Origin of the sequence: Actinomyces sp. Z5, assembly GCF_003287795.1 — a bacterium.
In the GTDB taxonomy this organism is placed as follows: Bacteria; Actinomycetota; Actinomycetes; order Actinomycetales; family Actinomycetaceae; genus Actinomyces; species Actinomyces glycerinitolerans.
The window spans coordinates 1-17989 of record NZ_QMIN01000004.1 but is presented as its reverse complement, the minus strand read 5'-3'; the positions used below and the strand labels follow the sequence as shown (position 1 = coordinate 17989).

Below are 17989 nucleotides of genomic sequence, written 5' to 3'. Positions count from 1 at the left end.
ACCGTGCCGGCCCCCGCGAACCACCACAAGTGTCACCGATGTCCTGATACACCAAGTGTCACCGATGTCCTGAGACATCACAACGACGGTTCGTGAGGTAGGTGTACGAACCGTCATCGTTCATGCCGAACCGTTGCTGCTACCTGACGAACCGTCACCGGAACACACGAACCGTCCGCACGCGCAACGGCGCCGACGACGTCCTCATCGACCCGAGCACGTCCTCGCTTACCCGAGAACGACCCCGCCAACCCGACGTCGTCCTCCCGCACCCAAACACGACCACCACACAACAACCCGCGGGCCCGAACCACCACACCCACAAACACAAAGAACCCGTTTACTACGCCAGTTCACCGTCTACAACGCACCTTAGGGGTTTGCTGAACGCCTCAAAAGCCTTCAGCAAACCCCTAAGGTGCGTACCCAACGCCGAAATAGCGCAGTGGTGGACTCCCCCGACGTCGGCGCAGCCAGACACTTGCCGGAGCGCCGCCTGCCCCGCACACACATACCGGCCGGCTGGGTTATATGCCAGTTGGCCTGGCTATACCAGCGCAGCGATGGCGGCGTCGTAGTCGGGCTCCTGCCGGATCTCCGGTACCTGCTCGGTGTACAGGACGGTGCCGTCGGTGTCGAGCACCACGACGGCACGGGACATCAGCCCGGCCGTAGGGCCATCTACCAGCACGACCCCGTAGTCATCGCCGAAGCTGGAGCGGAAGGTGGAACCCGTCACGACCTGGTCCAGGCCCTCGGCGCCGCAGAAGCGTGCGGCCGCAAAGGGCAGGTCAGCCGAGACGCACACGACAGTGGTGTTCTCCAGGCCGGCGGCGAGCCGTTAATAATGACATCTTTTCATTTTGAGAGACAAGGCCTCACACAACCTGTTTCCGCATCCGCGATCCCCGCCCAGCCTGAGCCGCTCCCGCTACTCTCCCTTGACGGAACGGAGGATGTCCAGCACCTCGTCCTTGCCGGGGATGTCCACTCCCAGGGACTCGACCCGATCGATGATGGCGTCGATCTGCTCGCTGTCGATCGCATCCACGTCGATCGAACCGGCGTATGCCACCGCCTGTGCCACGGTTCGCTCCTCGAGAGCGCTCGCCCCGTAATGCGCGGCGCCCACCGTCGCCGCGGTCGGCAGGACCAGGGAGGCCACCAGCAGCAGCGCCGCGGCCGTCTTCGGCCGCGCCCGGACCACGGCCACGATGGCGACGATGAAGGCGATGAAGGCCAGTACTCCCCCGATCGCGAAGGCCGCGGCGGCCGTGGTGTTGATCAGGCTGCCCGTGCCCTGAGCGACGGCGAATACGTCTATGGAAGTAAGCAGCGTGTACATGCCCCAGCCGAGCAGCGCGGAGGCCACGAGCACGAGGATCGTGCCCAGCGGGGTGGCAGCCGTATGGCGGCGGGCCGGGGGCGCGGGCAGTCGCGCGGGGGCGCCCGGTTGCGCATTGCCGGAGGCGGGCGCATACGTGCTCTGCGTTGGGGGCGTCGTATGGCCGATGCCGGTCGGCAGCGCCATGGTCGGGGTGGGGTCCGCGGCGGATGGTGAGTAGCCGGCGTCCGCGTAATCGGCGGGTGCATACGACTCGGGTAGGGCGGTGGTGGCGGCGCCGTCGCCCAGACCGGTGGTGATGTCGACTGCCTGCGTGGGCTGGGCGTCCTGCCACTGAGCGTCGTCGGCGTCGCGATCCAGCTGTCCATCCCTGCCGTTGCGGCCGAACGCGCTTACGCGCCTGGTCGCGCTGTGTGATGAAGACGGATTGGGCGGGTACTCGGGTGCGGACGGCGTGGTCACGGGCGACTCTCCTTAGCGATGGCGCTGCGGATAAGGTACATCCAAAACGGTACCGATCCGCAGCGTCATCGCGCGCGTGCGCTTGGACACGGTCTCGAGCTAGCGGATGACGCTCGCGACGCCGTACGCCGGCCTCAGTACCCGTAGTACACGTACGAGTCGGTAACGGTAACGATCGGTTCGTCATCACCGTCCTCCGGCCATTCGATCGTGCCGGAGAAGGTGTAATTCCAGTCCTTGTCCTTGGGATTCTTGTTCCAGCTGGTCGGAATGTTGCGGGTGGTGAAGGTGATCGAACCGCTCTTGAAGGCAGTTCCGTTCACCGTCACTTCCGTGGCCTCGGCGGTCACTTCCAGGGAATCCAGTTCGGTGGACTGCAGCGCGTACGGGCATACCTCGTCCATGTTTCCGGGCGGAGTGACGCACTCCGTCGCCTGCGCGTTGACTGCGTCAAGCACGAGGTTCTCCAACGCCTCGGTCGCCTCACCCTCCACCTGGACGGTGGTGCTGGACGTGGAGTTGATGTTCAGCTCGGTGGTGTCGGCCGTGAGGTAGTCAGACACGTCTGCGTCAACGCCGACGTCGTAGATGCCGAAGTAGACGTACTGGGTGGCGGAGCCGCCGTCGTACTCACTGGTCTCCAACGGCACCTGCGTGCCGCCGACGGTGACGGCGCCGAGTGTATAGGAGGACAGCGTGACTTCCCGAACGAGCGGGGTGTCCACCTCCCAGGTGTTCAGCACCCCGTATTCCTTGTCGCCGGCCTTGACCACGATGGGCACGTCGAAGCGCTCGCCGTCCAGGGAGATCGTGGCGGTCACCGTGACCGAGTCCCGCGTTCCCGTGCTCGCGTAGGTATCCGTGTCCGAGGGCGCCTCCACGTCCACCACCTCGATGCGCGAGGTGGCGGCACCCAGCGTCTCGTCAGTGAGCAGAAGTCGCTGATCGTTGGGGACGCCGGGATCGACCATGGCGGTGGCCTCCGCGGCGTGGCCGTCGGCGAGCAGCTCCAGGTAGGCCTCGACCGCCTGCTCCGGCCCCCGCCGCGCGTTGAGCACATGCACCGCGATGGCACCCGCACCGACAAGAACCAGGCAGGCAACCACCGCGCCGGCCACGCGCTTCAGCCGTCGCCTGGCCGCCGGGTCCATCGGTTGTGGCGCGGGCAGTGGCGGCACGGGGGCTCCCGCCGCATTGGCCGACATGGCCGCGGGCGCGGATGTGGCCGACGCCACCGGGGCGGATGGCACGTACACCGCAGGGGGCGGCGGCGCAGCAGGGGCCGGCGTCGGCGTCGAAGTCACGTTGGGCTGCGCGGCGTAGGGAGCAACGTATTCGTCCGGCGCCGGGGCGGGCGCCGGCGTAAACGCAGGCGCGGGCGGGACGGCGGTCGACGCCACGAATGACTGCTGCTGGGCCGGCTGGGCCTGGCCGGTCGCCCAGTATTCGACCGCCTGGGTGCCTGCGCACAGCCGCAGGAAGGAGTTGGCGTTGGCGTACAGCCAGGCCGGCAGCACCTCCGCCAGCACAGAAACGATCAGCGCGAAGAGCGCCAGTGTCAGGCTCGACCACCAGGCCGGACCGACACTGGCTGTGGCCTGCTGCCCCAGCAGCCGGCCCGAGAGGCGCACCGGCGCGAGTAAGTGCAGCACGATCAGTCCTGCCGCCAGCACGGCGACCGGCATCTGCCAGGTCCGGGCCGGGTCCGCCGCAGCCAGCCGCGGCCGGCGCACTCCGACGCGCGCCGCGCCCGCCACGGCCACCACCAGCACGGCGACATACAGCAGGATCGACCAGGCGCCCATGATGTCCCAGGCAGAGGCGCTGCCCGACGGGTAGGGGACGTCACTGACGCCGAATTCCTGCAGGAAAGGAGCAGAGAAGGAGCCGGCGATGCCGCCCAGGGTGCCGAGGGTGAGGGCGTAGACGATCAGGTTGCCGACCAGAACGGGCAGCAGGGGAATGGCACCACCGGCGTCGTTCTTGAACGCCGCAAACACAGCGACGACGATGCTGACCACGCCGAGCACCACGCCGATAATCGTTGCCAGCGCGCCGAGTTCGCGCAATACCTGGCGCAACCGGGCCGGGACCCGGGAGGTGAGCTGTACCCCCGCACGTGCGAGTATCAGCGCGGCAAAGACGATCACCCAAGTCATCAGTAGGGATGAAGCGGCCGACGCACGCACAACCGCTTCGCCCGTTCCCGCCGGGTCGTAGGATCCCAGGGCGGTGAGCAGGCATGCCAAGAGTGCGGCCACGGCCGCCTCGACGGCGGCGCGTAACGTCATCGCTCCGAGGGGCGCCGCGGACTCGTCTACGGGCGCGCGCCGCCTGGCCAGCAAATACACGCCGACGGCGATTGCCAGCAGCGTTCCCAGCGGCAGTACCGTGAGCCCCACGTTGGCAGACACATATGCGTCGCTCCCCAGTAACTGCGGGGAGATCGTCGCCTGCAGGCCTCCCCCGAGGCTGAAGCCCATGGCGACCACGAACACCCCGAAGGGAGTCGGCACGTCGTGCTGCCCGAGCAGCTCCAGCGAGGTCATGAGCAGGATCGCCGAGCCCAACGCAACTCCGAATACCACTGCGAGGGTGAGGCCTACCGTCGTGAGCGCGGGCTTGCGGGTGAGCGTGTGCATGGCGGCTGCCACGTGACTGGGAGCAGCGGTATTGGGCACGGCCGGCGGCTGCATCCCCGTACCGGGCCACACGGTGGACGTCGGCTGCACCGGCGTGGCCGGCTGCCCGGGTACCGGCTGGGGCGGGGCCGGCGCCGCCTGAGATGGCGCGGGCACATCCTGGGCGGCTACCGGGGGCGCCGGGAACGGCGTCGTCGCGTCCGGCTGCGGGCCGAATTCAAGGACAGTTGGGCTGGGCGCAACCGGCGGCGAGGCGCCCGCAGGTGCGCTGGAGGGTTTCGCAGCAGGCGCTACCCCACCGGGGCCGCTCTCAGGACGTGGGCCGGGACTCGGTAGATTGTGTTGGTCACTCATAGCATCCCTTTGGGAATAGGGAGGGCTGGACGCCGCACACCTTGCCACGACGTGATGCGCATCGCAATTGACCCGCGAAGAGCAAGACGGCTATTGCGGAAGCTTGCGGAGATCGCGTCGAAGAAGGCGTCGCCGCGGCCGCCGCAGCAGGAGCGGCAGCAGCGACCCGCGGTCGCACCCCCTCTCAGGCCTGCGGTGTCTGCGGAGTGGGAGGCTGCTCCTGAGGCCACGAGCCCGCCTGCCCCTCGGCGGACTGATTGGGTTGCTGCGGTCCGTACGACTGTGCCTGGTACTGCTGCGTGGTTGCCGGCTGGGCGGTGGGGTTCCCTGCGGCGGGGGCCTGCGCCTCATACGGCTGCTGAGGCATCGGCTGGGCGGCGGGGTTCCCCGCGGCAGGGGCCTGCGCCTCATACGGCTGCTGAGGCACCGGCTGGCCGAACTGCTGCGGTGCCGACTGGGCGTCATACGCAGCCTGCTGCGGAGCGGCGGCAAGATACTGCTGTGGCGCAGCCTGAGCAGCCTGCTGCTGCGCCAACTGCTGCTGCATCTGCTGCTGTTGCATCTGCTGCATCTGGGCCACCTGCATTTGCTGCATGGCCAATGACTGCATCCGCAGGTCCTGTGCTTGTCCGTGCTGAAGCGCCGCGGTGTCAGCAAAGACCCGATTCTGCAGCTCGGCGCGGAAGGCCTCGAGCTTGGCCTTGTCCAGCACCGAAACCTCTGGGCCAAAACTTCCTCCGGCGTGGTTGGTAGCCACCAGCGCAAGGGAAATCGAGGTCAGTGCGAACATGACCGCCAGTATGAGACACAGCAGACCACCCAGCGGCGAGTCACCGATCATCGCGAAGCCGAGAATCGCCAGGACGAGAGCGAGCAGAGCGCGGCCGACCTTAAAACGTGACGAGGTCGAGACGGCGGCGATGGCCGACAGCGGAATTGTGTTCTCAGTGTTTCCGATCGGAATGATGCCGAGCAACGTATTGGGCACCTTGTAGACGAAGCGAGTCGTCGAGCACATGAGCTGCCCCTTTAGATACGGGGCGAGGATCGAGACGAGGAAGCTTTCGCCGTACACCCCGGTCTCGCCCGGTGCGAGCGCGAAGTCGGTCACGTTGTGTCCGCCGACGTGGGAGTTCGGAGCAGCTGGATTCTGATATGCGGCCATCACAATGTTCCTTGGAAAGGAGATGGGGGACGGTCAACTTTGGGAACGACCGTTATGTCCCGGATAGTTTCGCACATGCGCCCCACAGTCAAGACAGACTCACATCGTGGAACACCGCTCGACCGGTGGCGTGTACGTGACGGCGGCCCGCATCCTCCGGAGTGGAGGGTGCGGGCCGCCGTCGTGGTCGGTTAGCGCTGCGAGGCCGGAAGGCGACCGCCACGCGTCAGAACTGGATGTCCTCCGAGGAGGTGTTGAATCCGGTGCGGAAGTCGTCGGAGAAGTCCGCGCGGAAGTCACCGCCGAAGGAGAAATCGTCCAGCGCCACCGAGTCGCCCGCGGAGAAGCCGTCGCCGCCGGCGTAGCCGGCCCGGGAGAAGACCTCCGCCTTGACCTCCTCGGTCGGCTCCACCTCGATGTCCGAGTAGCGGGCCAGACCGGTGCCGGCGGGGATCAGCTTGCCCAGGATGACGTTCTCCTTCAGGCCCAGCAGCGGGTCCGACTTGCCGCTCATGGCGGCCTCGGTGAGCACGCGCGTGGTCTCCTGGAAGGAGGCGGCGCTCAGCCAGGAGTCGGTGGCCAGCGACGCCTTGGTGATACCCATCAGCTCGGTGCGCGCGGAGGCGGTCTTGCCGCCCTCCGCCATGACCCGGCGGTTCTCCTCGCGGTAGCGCGAGACGTCCACCAGGTCGCCCTGCAGCAGGTTGGTGTCACCGGCGTCCAGCACGGTCACGCGACGCAGCATCTGCCGCACGATGACCTCGATGTGCTTGGAGTGGATGTCCACGCCCTGGGAGCGGTAGACCTCCTGCACCTCGTCCACCAGGTGACGCTGGGTGGCGCCGACGCTGCGCAGGCGCAGCAGCTTCTTGGGGTCGATCGGCCCCTCGGTGAGGGCGTCGCCCGGCTCCACGTGGTCGCCGTCGGTAACCAGCAGCCGCTGGCGGCGGGAAACGGGGACCACCAGGTCCTCCTCACCGTCGTCGCGGGTGATGACCAGCCGCTTGCCGTCGGCGTCGTCCTCAATCTTGAGGGTGCCGGCGGCCTCGGCCACCGCGGCCTCACCCTTGGGGGTGCGGGCCTCGAACAGCTCCTGCACACGGGGCAGACCCTGGGTGATGTCGGCGGCGCCGGCCGCACCACCAGTGTGGAAGGTACGCATGGTCAGCTGCGTTCCGGGCTCACCGATGGACTGGGCGGCGATGATGCCGACCGCCTCACCGATGTCGACGCGCTTGCCGGTGGCCAGGGAGCGACCGTAGCAGGCGGCACAGGTGCCGACGGCGGAGTCGCAGGTCAGCACGGAGCGGCACACGACCTGCTCGATGCCGGCGTCGATGGCCGCGCGGATGTTGGCGTCGCCCAGGTCGGTACCGGCCTCGATCACGACGTTGCCGTCGGCGTCCACGGCGTCGCGGGCGAGCGTGGTGCCGAACACGGTGGTCTCCAGGATGTCGGAGACCTCCTTGACGCGCTCGCCGTCGACCTCCTTCCAGGTGAACAGCCGCTTGGTCAGACCCTTGCGGGTGCCGCAGTCGTCCTCGCGGACGATCACGTCCTGGGAGACGTCGACCAGACGCCGGGTCAGGTAGCCGGAGTCGGCGGTGCGCAGAGCCGTGTCGGCCAGACCCTTGCGGGCGCCGTGGGTGGCGATGAAGTACTCCAGGACGGACAAACCCTCCCGGTAGTTGGACTCAATCGGCCGCTCGATGAGGCGCTGCTTGGGGTCGGCCACCAGGCCGCGCATGCCGGCCAGCTGGCGAATCTGGTCCCAGTTGCCGCGGCCACCGGACGCCACCATCTGGTAGACGGTGTTGCGCTCGGGGAAGTTGGCGCGCATGGCCTCGGCGACCTCGTCGGTGGCCTTGGTCCAGATGTCAATCAACGACTTGTAGCGGTCGTCCTCGGTGAGGGCACCGAGCTCGAACTGCTCCTCGATCTCGGCGGCCTCGGCCTCGTAGCGGGCGAGGATCTCCGGCTTGGAGGGCGGGGAGACCACGTCGGCGAAGGCCACGGTGATGCCGGACCAGGTGGACCAGTGGAAGCCGTTGGCCTTCAACTCGTCCAGGCAGGCGGCCACCTCCACGCGCGGGTAGGACTCCGCCAGCGTGTTGATGATGTTGCCCAGCTTCTTCTTGTCAACGGTGTAGTTGACGTAGGGGAAGGACTCGGGCAGGGCGGTGTTGAACAGCGCGCGGCCGAAGGAGGTGCGCAGGGTGATCGGGTCGCCCTCGCTCCAGTTCTCGGGCGGCTGCCAGCCCTCGGGCGCGGTGATGCCCTCCTCGAAGCGGATGTCGCAGGTGGCGTTCACATCCAGCTTGCCGAAGTCGTAGGCCATGACCGCCTCCGCGTAGGAGGAGAAGGCCGGGACGATCGGCTCGCCGTGCTCGTCGGTCTCCACCGCCACGGCCGGGTCCGGCTCCTGGGTGAGGTAGTAGGTGCCGATGATCATGTCCTGGGAGGGCATGGTCACGGGGCGACCGTCGGAGGGCTTGAGGATGTTGTTGCTCGAGAGCATCAGGATGCGGGCCTCGGCCTGCGCCTCGGCGCCCAGCGGCAGGTGCACGGCCATCTGGTCGCCGTCGAAGTCGGCGTTGAAGGCACCGCACACCAGCGGGTGCAACTGGATGGCCTTGCCCTCGATCAGCTGCGGCTCGAAGGCCTGGATGCCCAGGCGGTGCAGCGTGGGAGCGCGGTTGAGCAGGACCGGGTGCTCGCGGATGACCTCGGCCAGCACGTCCCAGACCTTCGGGTTGGCGCGCTCGACCATCCGCTTGGCGGCCTTGACGTTCTGCGCCTCCTTGAGCTCCACCAGCCGCTTCATGACGAAGGGCTTGAACAGCTCCAGGGCCATCTGGCTGGGAAGACCGCACTGGTGCAGCTTCAGCTGCGGGCCGACGACGATGACGGAGCGGCCCGAGTAGTCCACACGCTTGCCCAGCAGGTTCTGACGGAAGCGCCCCTGCTTGCCCTTGAGCATGTCGGACAGGGACTTCAGCGGGCGGTTGCCCACACCGGTGACGGGGCGGCCGCGGCGGCCGTTGTCGAACAGGGCGTCAACGGCGTCCTGCAGCATGCGCTTCTCGTTGTTGACGATGATCGTCGGGGCGCCCAAGTCCATCAGCCGCTTGAGGCGGTTGTTGCGGTTGATGACGCGGCGGTACAGGTCATTGAGGTCGGAGGTCGCGAAGCGGCCACCGTCCAGCTGCACCATGGGGCGCAGGTCCGGGGGAATCACCGGGATGTTGTCCAGCACCATGGCCTCGGGGGCGGTGCCGGTCATGCGGAAGGCGTTAATGACCTTCAGCCGCTTGATGGCGCGGGTCTTACGCTGGCCGGTGCCGCTGTCGACAATCTCGTTCAGGGCGGCGGCCTCCGCCTCCAGGTCGAAGTTGCGCAGGCGGTCCTGGATGGCCTCTGCGCCCATGGCGCCCTTGAAGTAGATGCCGTAGTCGGCGGCCATGTCCCGGTACAGGACCTCGTCGCCCTCGAGGTCGCCGACCTTGAGGGACACGAAGCGGTCCCACACCTTGTCCATGTGCTCCAGGGTGCGGGTGTTCTTGCGGCGCAGGGAGGCCATCTCGCGCTCGGCGGTCTTGCGGGCCTTGTCCCGCTGCGCCTGCTCGGCGCCCTCCGCCTCGAGCTGGGCGAGGTCCTCCTCCAGACGCCGCTGGCGGGCCTCGATGTCGGCCTGGCCGGCCTCCTCCACGTGCTGCTTCTTGACCTCGAACTCGTTGCGCAGCGAGGGCAGGTCGTCGTGGCGGGCCTCCTCATCCACCTCGGTGACCATGTGGGCAGCGAAGTAGATGACCTTCTCCAGGTCCTTGGGGGCCAGGTTGAGCAGGTACCCCAGGCGCGAGGGGACGCCCTTGAAGTACCAGATGTGGGTGACGGGCGCGGCCAGCTTGATGTGGGCCATGCGCTCGCGGCGCACCTTGGAGCGAGTCACCTCGACTCCGCAGCGCTCGCAGACGATGCCCTTGTAGCGCACGCGCTTGTACTTGCCGCACGCGCACTCCCAGTCACGGGTGGGGCCGAAGATCTTCTCGCAGAAGAGTCCGTCCTTCTCCGGCTTGAGGGTGCGGTAGTTGATGGTCTCGGGCTTCTTGACCTCGCCATGCGACCAGGACTTGATGTCCTCGGCGGTGGCAAGGCCGAGCTGGATCCTGTCGAACACGTTGGCGTCGAGCACAGTTCCTACTTCCGATTCAGAGTGGTCAGCTCAAAAGTCTTAAGGGTTTCCGGTGCCGCGTTTCCACGGCGGCACCGGGCCCGTTGGCCCGGGAGGGCCGGCGCGCTGGGCGCCCGACCTCCCGGACGTTGGGGTTAGATCTCGTCCACCGCCATGGCGCTTCCGCCAGGACGGCGACCCAGGTCGAAGCCGAGCTCCTCGGAGGCGCGCCGGCCGTCGTCGTCGGTGTCATCCAGGCCGATGACATTGCCGGCGGCGTCCAGGGCCTCAACGTTCAGGCACAGCGACTGCATCTCCTTCATGAGCACCTTGAAGGACTCGGGGATGCCGGGCTCGGGGATGTCCTCGCCCTTGACGATGGCCTCGTAGACCTTCACGCGCCCGTTGACGTCGTCGGACTTGACGGTCAGCAGCTCCTGGAGGGCGTGGGCGGCGCCGTACGCCTCCATGGCCCACACCTCCATCTCGCCGAAGCGCTGGCCACCGAACTGCGCCTTACCGCCCAGCGGCTGCTGGGTGATCATCGAGTACGGGCCGGTGGAGCGGGCGTGAATCTTGTCGTCCACCAGGTGGTGCAGCTTGAGGATGTACATGTAGCCGACCGACACCGGGTACGGGAAGGGCTCTCCGGAGCGGCCGTCGAACAGCCGCGCCTTGCCGTCGGGCTGAACCAGCTGGAGGCCGTCCCGGTTGGGCAGGGTGGAGTCGAGCAGGCCCATGATCTCGTCGTCGCGCACACCGTCGAACACCGGGGTGGCCACGGGCGTACCGGGCTCGGCGGACACGCCGTTCTCGGGCAGGCGCTCGGCCCAGGCCTCGCCGGCCTCGCGGGCGGCGGAGGCGTCCCAGCCGCGGGAGGCGACCCAGCCCAGGTGCAGCTCGAGGACCTGACCGACGTTCATACGGCTGGGCACGCCCAGCGGGTTGAGGATGACGTCCACCGGGGTGCCGTCGGCGAGGAAGGGCATGTCCTCCACGGGCAGGATCTTCGAGATGACGCCCTTGTTGCCGTGGCGGCCCGAGAGCTTGTCACCGACGGTGATCTTGCGGCGCTGAGCGATGTACACGCGCACCATCCGGTTCACGCCGGCGGGCAGTTCGGCGTCCTCGGAGGAGGCGTCGAACTCGCGCACGCCGGTGACGATGCCGTACTCGCCGTGGGGCACGCGCAGGGAGGTGTCGCGCACCTCGCGGGCCTTCTCACCGAAGATGGCGCGCAGCAGCCGCTCCTCACTGGTCAGCTCGGTCTCGCCCTTCGGGGTGACCTTGCCGACCAGGATGTCGCCGCTGCGGACCTCGGCACCGATGCGGATAATGCCGCGCTCGTCCAGGTTGGCCAGCGCCTCCTCGGAGACGTTGGGGATGTCGCGGGTGATCTCCTCGGCGCCCAGCTTGGTGTCGCGCGCGTCGACCTCGTGCTCCTCGATGTGGATCGAGGTGAGCAGGTCCTCGGCGACCACGCGCTGGGAGACGATGATGGCGTCCTCGTAGTTCAGGCCCTCCCAGGTCATGAAGGCGACCAGGAGGTTCTGGCCCAGGGCCAGGTCGCCGTCGTCGGTGGCGGGGCCGTCCGCGAGCACGCTGCCGACCTCCACGCGCTCGCCCTCGGAGGCGACCACGCGCTGGTTGTAGCAGTTGCCCTGGTTGGAGCGGCGGAACTTGGCGACCTTGTAGACGGTCTCGGTGCCGTCGTCGTTGGCCACGCGCACGAAGTCGGCGCACACCTCGGTGACCACGCCGCCCTTGGAGGCGACCAGTACGTCACCGGCGTCGACGGCGGTGCGCCGCTCCATGCCGGTGCCCACAAGCGGGGCGTCGGGGCGGATCAGCGGCACGGCCTGGCGCTGCATGTTGGCACCCATGAGGGCGCGGTTGGCGTCGTCGTGCTCGAGGAACGGGATCAGCGAAGTACCCACGGAGACCATCTGCCGCGGGGACACGTCCATGAGGTCCACCTGGGAGGCCGGCACCAGGGCCGGCTCGCCACCGGTCACGCGGCACAGCACGTGGTCCTCGGCGAAGTGCTCGTCGGCGGTGAGTTCCACGTTCGCCTGGGCGATGACGTGGCGGTCCTCGTCGTCGGCGGTCAGATAGTGGATCTCATCGGTGACCTGACCGTCGCGCACCACCCGGTAGGGGGTCTCGATGAAGCCGAAGGGGTTGATGCGCCCGAAGGTGGCCAGCGAGCCGATCAGACCGATGTTCGGGCCCTCGGGGGACTCGATGGGGCACATGCGCCCGTAGTGGGAGGTGTGCACGTCGCGCACCTCCATGGAGGCGCGCTCCCGGGACAGACCGCCGGGGCCGAGCGCGGACAGACGCCGCTTGTGGGTCAGGCCGGCCAGCGGGTTGTTCTGGTCCATGAACTGGGACAGCTGGCTGGTGCCGAAGAACTCCTTGATCGCGGCCGTGACGGGCCGGATGTTGATCAGGGTATTCGGGGTGATGGCCTCGACGTCCTGAGTGGTCATGCGCTCGCGCACCTGCCGCTCCATGCGGCTCATGCCGGTGCGCACCTGCGACTGGATGAGCTCGCCGACGGCGCGGATGCGGCGGTTGCCGAGGTGGTCGATGTCGTCGTACTCGACGGCGAGGTCCACGATCTCCCCGTCGCGCACGCCCTCGACGGTCTCGGCGCCGGCATGCAGCGCGAGCAGGTACTTGATGGCGGCGACGATGTCCTCGATGCGCAGCACGGACTCGTTCAGGTCCGCGGCCAGGCCGAGCTTCTTGTTGATCTTGTAGCGGCCGACCTTGGCCAGGTCGTAGCGCTTGGCGTTGAAGTAGAAGTTCTCCAGCAGGGTGCGGCCGGCCTCGACGCTGGGCGGCTCACCGGGACGGATCTTCTTGTAGATGTCCAGCAGGGCCTCGTCCTGGGTGGTGACCTTGCGGTCCTCATCCAGGGCGGTGGTCAGCGCCGGGTAGTCCTTGAACTCCTCGCGGATCTCGGCCTCGTCCAGGCCCAGTGCCAGCAGGAAGACGGCGATGTCCTGCTTGCGCTTGCGGTCGATGCGCACGGCCACGCGGTCGTTCTTGTCCACCTCGAACTCCAGCCAGGCGCCGCGCGAGGGGATGAACTTGACGTTGTAGACGTACTTGTCCGAGGCCTTCTCGGTGGTGCGCTCGAAGTACACGCCCGGGGAGCGGACCAGCTGGGAGACGACGACGCGCTCCGAGCCGTTAACGATGAAGGTGCCCTTGTCGGTCATGAGCGGGAAGTCGCCCATGAAGACCGTCTGGGACTTGATCTCACCGGTGGTGAAGTTCTCGAAGTCCGCCACCACGTACAGCGGGGCGGAGTAGGTCAGGTCCTTCTCCTGGCACTCCTCGGCCGTGTACTTCGGCTCTTCGAAGCGGTGGTCGTGGAAGGACAGGGCCATGGTCTCGCCGAAGTCCTCAATCGGCGAGATCTCGTCGAAGATCTCTTCCAGCCCGGAGGTTTCCGGCAGCGAGCCCGGCTGGGCGGCGTTGGCGGCGTCCACTCGGGCGCGCCACTTCTCGTTGCCCACGAGCCAGTCGAAGCTCTCGGTCTGCAGGCCGAGGAGGTTCGGGGCCTGCATCGGCTCGGCGATCTTGGCGAAATTGATTCGACGCGACGCGGTGCGTGCGGCGATTTCAGCGGCAGTTGGTGCAGAGGTGCGCGAGGCAGCCAAAGGGGATCCTTCCCTCATCTCCGGGATCACTCTGCGTACACTGCGCGGTGCCGGTCGGGTCCGCCGCCACGGGGCCGGACCGGGGTCGGTCCTCCGTCGGGCGATCACACTCGTGCCAGTACACACAATGGACGCAAAGCGCTAGCATACACGCCGACACCAGCCTCCTCTACGACTCGGGGGCCCAGGTTCTTGCGATCCCGGACACAGTCGTGGATACTGCCCGGTCTCGGTGCGCTCATGCGCCCTGCGACAGCATCCAGGTGCGCAGGCCGGTGAGCTTGTAGGCCGGCTCGAAGGAGGCCATGTGCTCCATGGAGGCGGCCGGGTTCGCCTCGAGGACGGTGCCGGCGACGAAGCTGGACAGCAGCCGTGGCCGTCCCTGGGCGACGAGCTCGGCGACGGCGGCCTCGAGCTCCTCGGCGGAGGCGGTGGCGTCCCACTCCTCGGCGGCCTGGGCGTAGGCGGCGCCGGCGTCGTCGAGCATGGATCTGACCTCGTCCTGGCCCGTGAGCGCCCGGTCGTCGCCGCCGGCGACGTGGTAGGCCCAGCTGGCCTGGGCCAGGCCGCCGAGGGCGCTGACGTCCCACTGTCCGTCGACGAAGAGGCAGGCGGTGAACAGTGTGGGCTGCGTCGCGGCCAGCAGCAGGTGGATCATGGCGCCCATGGACTGGCCGGTGCCGTAGACGCGTGCGGGGTCGACGGCGTACTGCTCCTGGAGCCAGGGCACGAAGCGCTCGGTGACGCCCACCCAGTCGGTGGTGGTGTAGCCGCTGTGGTCGTCGAGGACGATCTCGGGGTAGCAGGGGACGACGACGATGGCGGGGGTCACGGACTGGGTGACGTCGTGCGCCCAGATGAGTGCTCCGTACTGGCTCAGGGGCGCGGTGACGTCGGAGCCGACGAGGGAGGAGTCGGCGATGTAGTGCACGAGCGGGTAGCTTGCGTTCTCGTCGTAGCCCTCGGGCAGGAAGACGTTGAAGGGCAGGCTGAGGCCGGTGTCGGTGTCCTCGTAGGAGGACTGGGTGAAGGAGGCCGCCAGCGCGGTGAGCTCGTCGAGCTCGGGCACCGCGGTGGGGGCCTGGCTGGTCGACTGCGGGGCGGTGGCGGCCTGGGCCGTGGCAGCGGAGGAGGAGGTCGCTGCGGAGTCGGGCGAGGAGTCGTTGCCGGAGGAGCAGGCGGCGAGGACGGCCCCGAGGCCGACGGCGCACGAGCCGACGATCAGGCTGCGACGGGCGAGGCGGGACGAGTGACGGTCGGGCGTGGTGCTGATCATGGCGCCAGTGTAGGGCTGGGCGCTGGGGTCTGCCGGCGCGTCTGCTGTGATGAGGCTGTGCGCGGGGCCCGTGGAGGTTGGGTCCCTTGCCGGGTGGGGCCTCGCGGGCCCGGGTCACCGGCTCGGGTATGAGCTCACTTGAGGGTGACGGTGGCGCCGGCGTCCTCGAGCTGAGCCTTGGCCTTCTCGGCAGCGTCCTTGGCGGCGCCCTCGAGGACGGCCTTGGGGGCGGCCTCGACGAGGTCCTTGGCCTCCTTCAGGCCGAGGGAGGTCAGGGCGCGCACCTCCTTGATGACCTGGATCTTCTTGTCGCCAGCGGACTCGAGGATGACGTCGAACTCGGTCTTCTCCTCCTCGGCGGCACCGCCGGCAGCGGCACCGGGGGCGGCGGCGACGACGGCAGCGGCCGGGGCCGCGGCGGTAACGTCGAAGGTCTCCTCGAAGGCCTTAACGAAATCGGACAGCTCGATGAGGGAGAGCTCCTTGAAGGCCTCGATGAGCTCGTCGGTGGTCAGCTTCGCCATGATGGGCGTTCCTTCCTGGAAAAGGGGTCCTGCGCCGTGTCTGTGCGCAGGGCGATTTTGGGTTGGTGGTGGACGCGGCTCAGGCCGCGGATTCCTGCTTCTCGCGCAGGGCGTCGACGGTGCGGACCGCCTTGGAGGCGGGCGCAGCGAACAGGTACGCGGCCTTCGACAGGGACGCCTTGATAGCGCCCGCAGCCTTGGCCAGCAGGACCTCGCGGGACTCGAGCGAAGCGAGCCGGTCGATCTCGTCGGCGGTCAGGGCGTTGCCGTCCATGACGCCGGACTTGATGATGAGGTTCTTGTTGTCCTTGGCGAAGTCACGCAGGGCCTTAGCGGCCTCGACCGGCTCCCCGGTCACGAACGTCAGGGCGGTGGGGCCCTTCAGGTCGTCCACAATCGCTTCCAGTCCGACGCGACGGGCGGCGATGGATGCCAGCGTGTTCTTCGCCACGGTGTATTCGGCGTTGCCGGCGAGCGAGCGGCGCAACTCCTTGAGGTCGGCGACGCTCAGCCCACGGTACTCGGTGAGCAGAACGGCGTTGGCCTCACGGAACTTGTCCGCCAGCTGTGCAACAGCCGCGTCCTTCTCAGGCCTTGCCATGGGCCCTCCTTCCGTGGTCTGCCACAGGTTCCGGCACTGAAAAAGCCCCGCGCCGGTGGGCACGGGGCTCGTCACGGCACTCGGAGTGCACCGATAGCCGTTGGGCTCGTTCTCACCTGCGCTGGCTCCGCGTGGCGCGGACTTGGCCCCGCTTGCGCGGGAGACCTGCGGTCTTTGGCGAAGCTGACAATACACGCCGCCACCCCACGCGCCGCAAGCCCGACGACGATGGCCCACGGTGCTCTTGGTCACGCCGACGCCGAACGTGGCAGGCGCCGACCCGCTCAGGCGTCGACGACGGGGATGTCGGTCAAGCGCACAGCGAGCACTGGCAAGCCGCCATTTGTTCCGCCAGGCGCATCGACCATGATCATGTCCTCGCCCGTGTCAGGCCACACAACCGGAAACGAGTGCTCAACCTCCCCCTCGAGTTTGTTACTCCAGAAATTCGTCAGCGGCCGGTTCGCGCCTTCACCATCCGTGAAATCAGCGAGAAGATATCGTTGTCCGTCCTTCAGCAAACTGAACCCCGTCGACTGATAGGCACCCCATTCACGCAGTGAATACATATCGGTTGGAACACCGAAATAGACGATGGATACCGACGCGTCGCGTTCGGCCACAACCTTGATGTTGCCTATCAGGTAGCCCTCGTACCTGGTGACGCTGTCCAGGGAGATACGGGCCGGCACCCCGTCGATCTCGATATCCACCCCGTCCGGACCACGACCAACCGGCCCGGCCGCCTCCGGCATGTCACCCGAGCCGGTAGACGAACCACCAGCCACACCGGTCGCCTCGTCGGGGTCGGCGGGGGTCAGCAGCACCTCCACCCGCCGGTTCAACTGCCGATTCTCATCCGAGTCATTCGGCACCCGCGGCTCAGACTCACCCTTACCCGACACCGACACATCCCAACCAGACAAGTCCGCCAGCCCGCCCAGACGATCCGACACCGACTGCGCCCGCCGCTCCGACAAATCCTGATTGTGCTCATCGGTGTTCACATCATCCGTATGCCCCGTAACCGCCAGCGATCCGCCCGAGGGGTAGAGCTCCAGCTGCTCCACCACAGCCCCAAGCACCTCATCCGCCTGGTCGCTCAACTCCGCCGAATCCGTAGCGAACAACACATCACCCGACACATTCACCGTCGTCGACACGTCATCACTGGCCGTATCCGACGAACCATCCGCCGCCACAACCACCGAATTCAACCCAAACGGACCAGACTCAACACTCTCATCAAACTCAGCGGCCGACAACGCCGCATCCACATCAAACCCAGCCTCACCGGCATCCACCACCGGCACCCCAAGCGCCACACCCACATTCGGCAAAAACACATCCACCGAACTCAAACCATCCGGCACAGCCCCAAACACCGGAAACAACTGAGCCGACCCACCCGGCTCCACACTCTCATTACCGCCATTCGTCGTCACCTCACGAAACGCAACCCCCTCAGTGAGTGACAACAGCCGCACCGCGTTCAAAGTCCAAGCCGCGGTATGAGGCCCCAACATGCCATACAAGTCCACCGCGCCCTCCGCATCATCGGTGGACACCTCAACCCGCACCACCGTGTAACCATCCTGCACCACCGCCGGCCCCACACGCGTCGTCAAAGACTCGCCCTCCCACGCCGACTTCAGCACCACCGGGTCTGAGTTCACGGGCACCGCCGACGTGCCTCCCATACCAGCCGGAGAGGCGGACGAAACCGCCCCACCACCCCCACCACTTCCTGCGCAGGCGGCGAGCACCGCCGCCAC

At 67.6% G+C, this 17989-nt stretch carries 9 protein-coding genes and 1 pseudogene; all 10 read right to left on the bottom strand.

Annotation, left to right across the window (positions count from 1 at the left end):
* Positions 1 to 547 precede the first annotated feature (547 nt).
* Positions 548 to 841 (bottom strand): annotated as a pseudogene (tpx, locus tag DRB06_RS00420) (thiol peroxidase); the annotation flags it as partial.
* A gap of 90 nt (positions 842 to 931) precedes the next feature.
* Positions 932 to 1807, bottom strand: coding sequence for a hypothetical protein (locus tag DRB06_RS00415; protein WP_108966211.1), 876 nt, complete (start codon positions 1805 to 1807; stop codon positions 932 to 934).
* A gap of 134 nt (positions 1808 to 1941) precedes the next feature.
* Positions 1942 to 4488, bottom strand: a complete 2547-nt coding sequence (locus DRB06_RS00410; RefSeq protein WP_146750757.1) for a hypothetical protein — start codon at positions 4486 to 4488, stop codon at positions 1942 to 1944.
* A gap of 499 nt (positions 4489 to 4987) precedes the next feature.
* Entirely contained in the window at positions 4988 to 5968 is a 981-nt protein-coding gene (locus tag DRB06_RS00405) for a hypothetical protein (RefSeq protein WP_108966207.1), read from the bottom strand.
* Between the two features lie 226 nt (positions 5969 to 6194).
* Positions 6195 to 10160, bottom strand: a complete 3966-nt coding sequence (locus tag DRB06_RS00400; RefSeq protein ID WP_073327566.1) for a DNA-directed RNA polymerase subunit beta' — start codon at positions 10158 to 10160, stop codon at positions 6195 to 6197.
* A 134-nt stretch (positions 10161 to 10294) separates the two neighbouring features.
* Positions 10295 to 13813: a DNA-directed RNA polymerase subunit beta gene (gene rpoB / locus DRB06_RS00395; protein WP_111818846.1), complete on the bottom strand. Its 3519-nt coding sequence runs from the start codon at positions 13811 to 13813 to the stop codon at positions 10295 to 10297.
* Between the two features lie 238 nt (positions 13814 to 14051).
* Entirely contained in the window at positions 14052 to 15089 is a 1038-nt protein-coding gene (locus DRB06_RS00390; RefSeq protein WP_111818845.1) for an alpha/beta hydrolase-fold protein, read from the bottom strand.
* Positions 15090 to 15223: 134 nt separating this feature from the next.
* Positions 15224 to 15613, bottom strand: a complete 390-nt coding sequence (gene rplL / locus DRB06_RS00385) for a 50S ribosomal protein L7/L12 (RefSeq protein ID WP_073327570.1) — start codon at positions 15611 to 15613, stop codon at positions 15224 to 15226.
* Between the two features lie 79 nt (positions 15614 to 15692).
* Complete coding sequence (rplJ, locus tag DRB06_RS00380) at positions 15693 to 16214, bottom strand: 50S ribosomal protein L10 (RefSeq protein ID WP_073327571.1); 522 nt, start codon at positions 16212 to 16214, stop codon at positions 15693 to 15695.
* 284 nt (positions 16215 to 16498) lie between these two features.
* Positions 16499 to 17989 (bottom strand): OmpA family protein (locus DRB06_RS00375; protein WP_258522089.1); only part of this gene is annotated, 1491 nt, incomplete at its 5' end.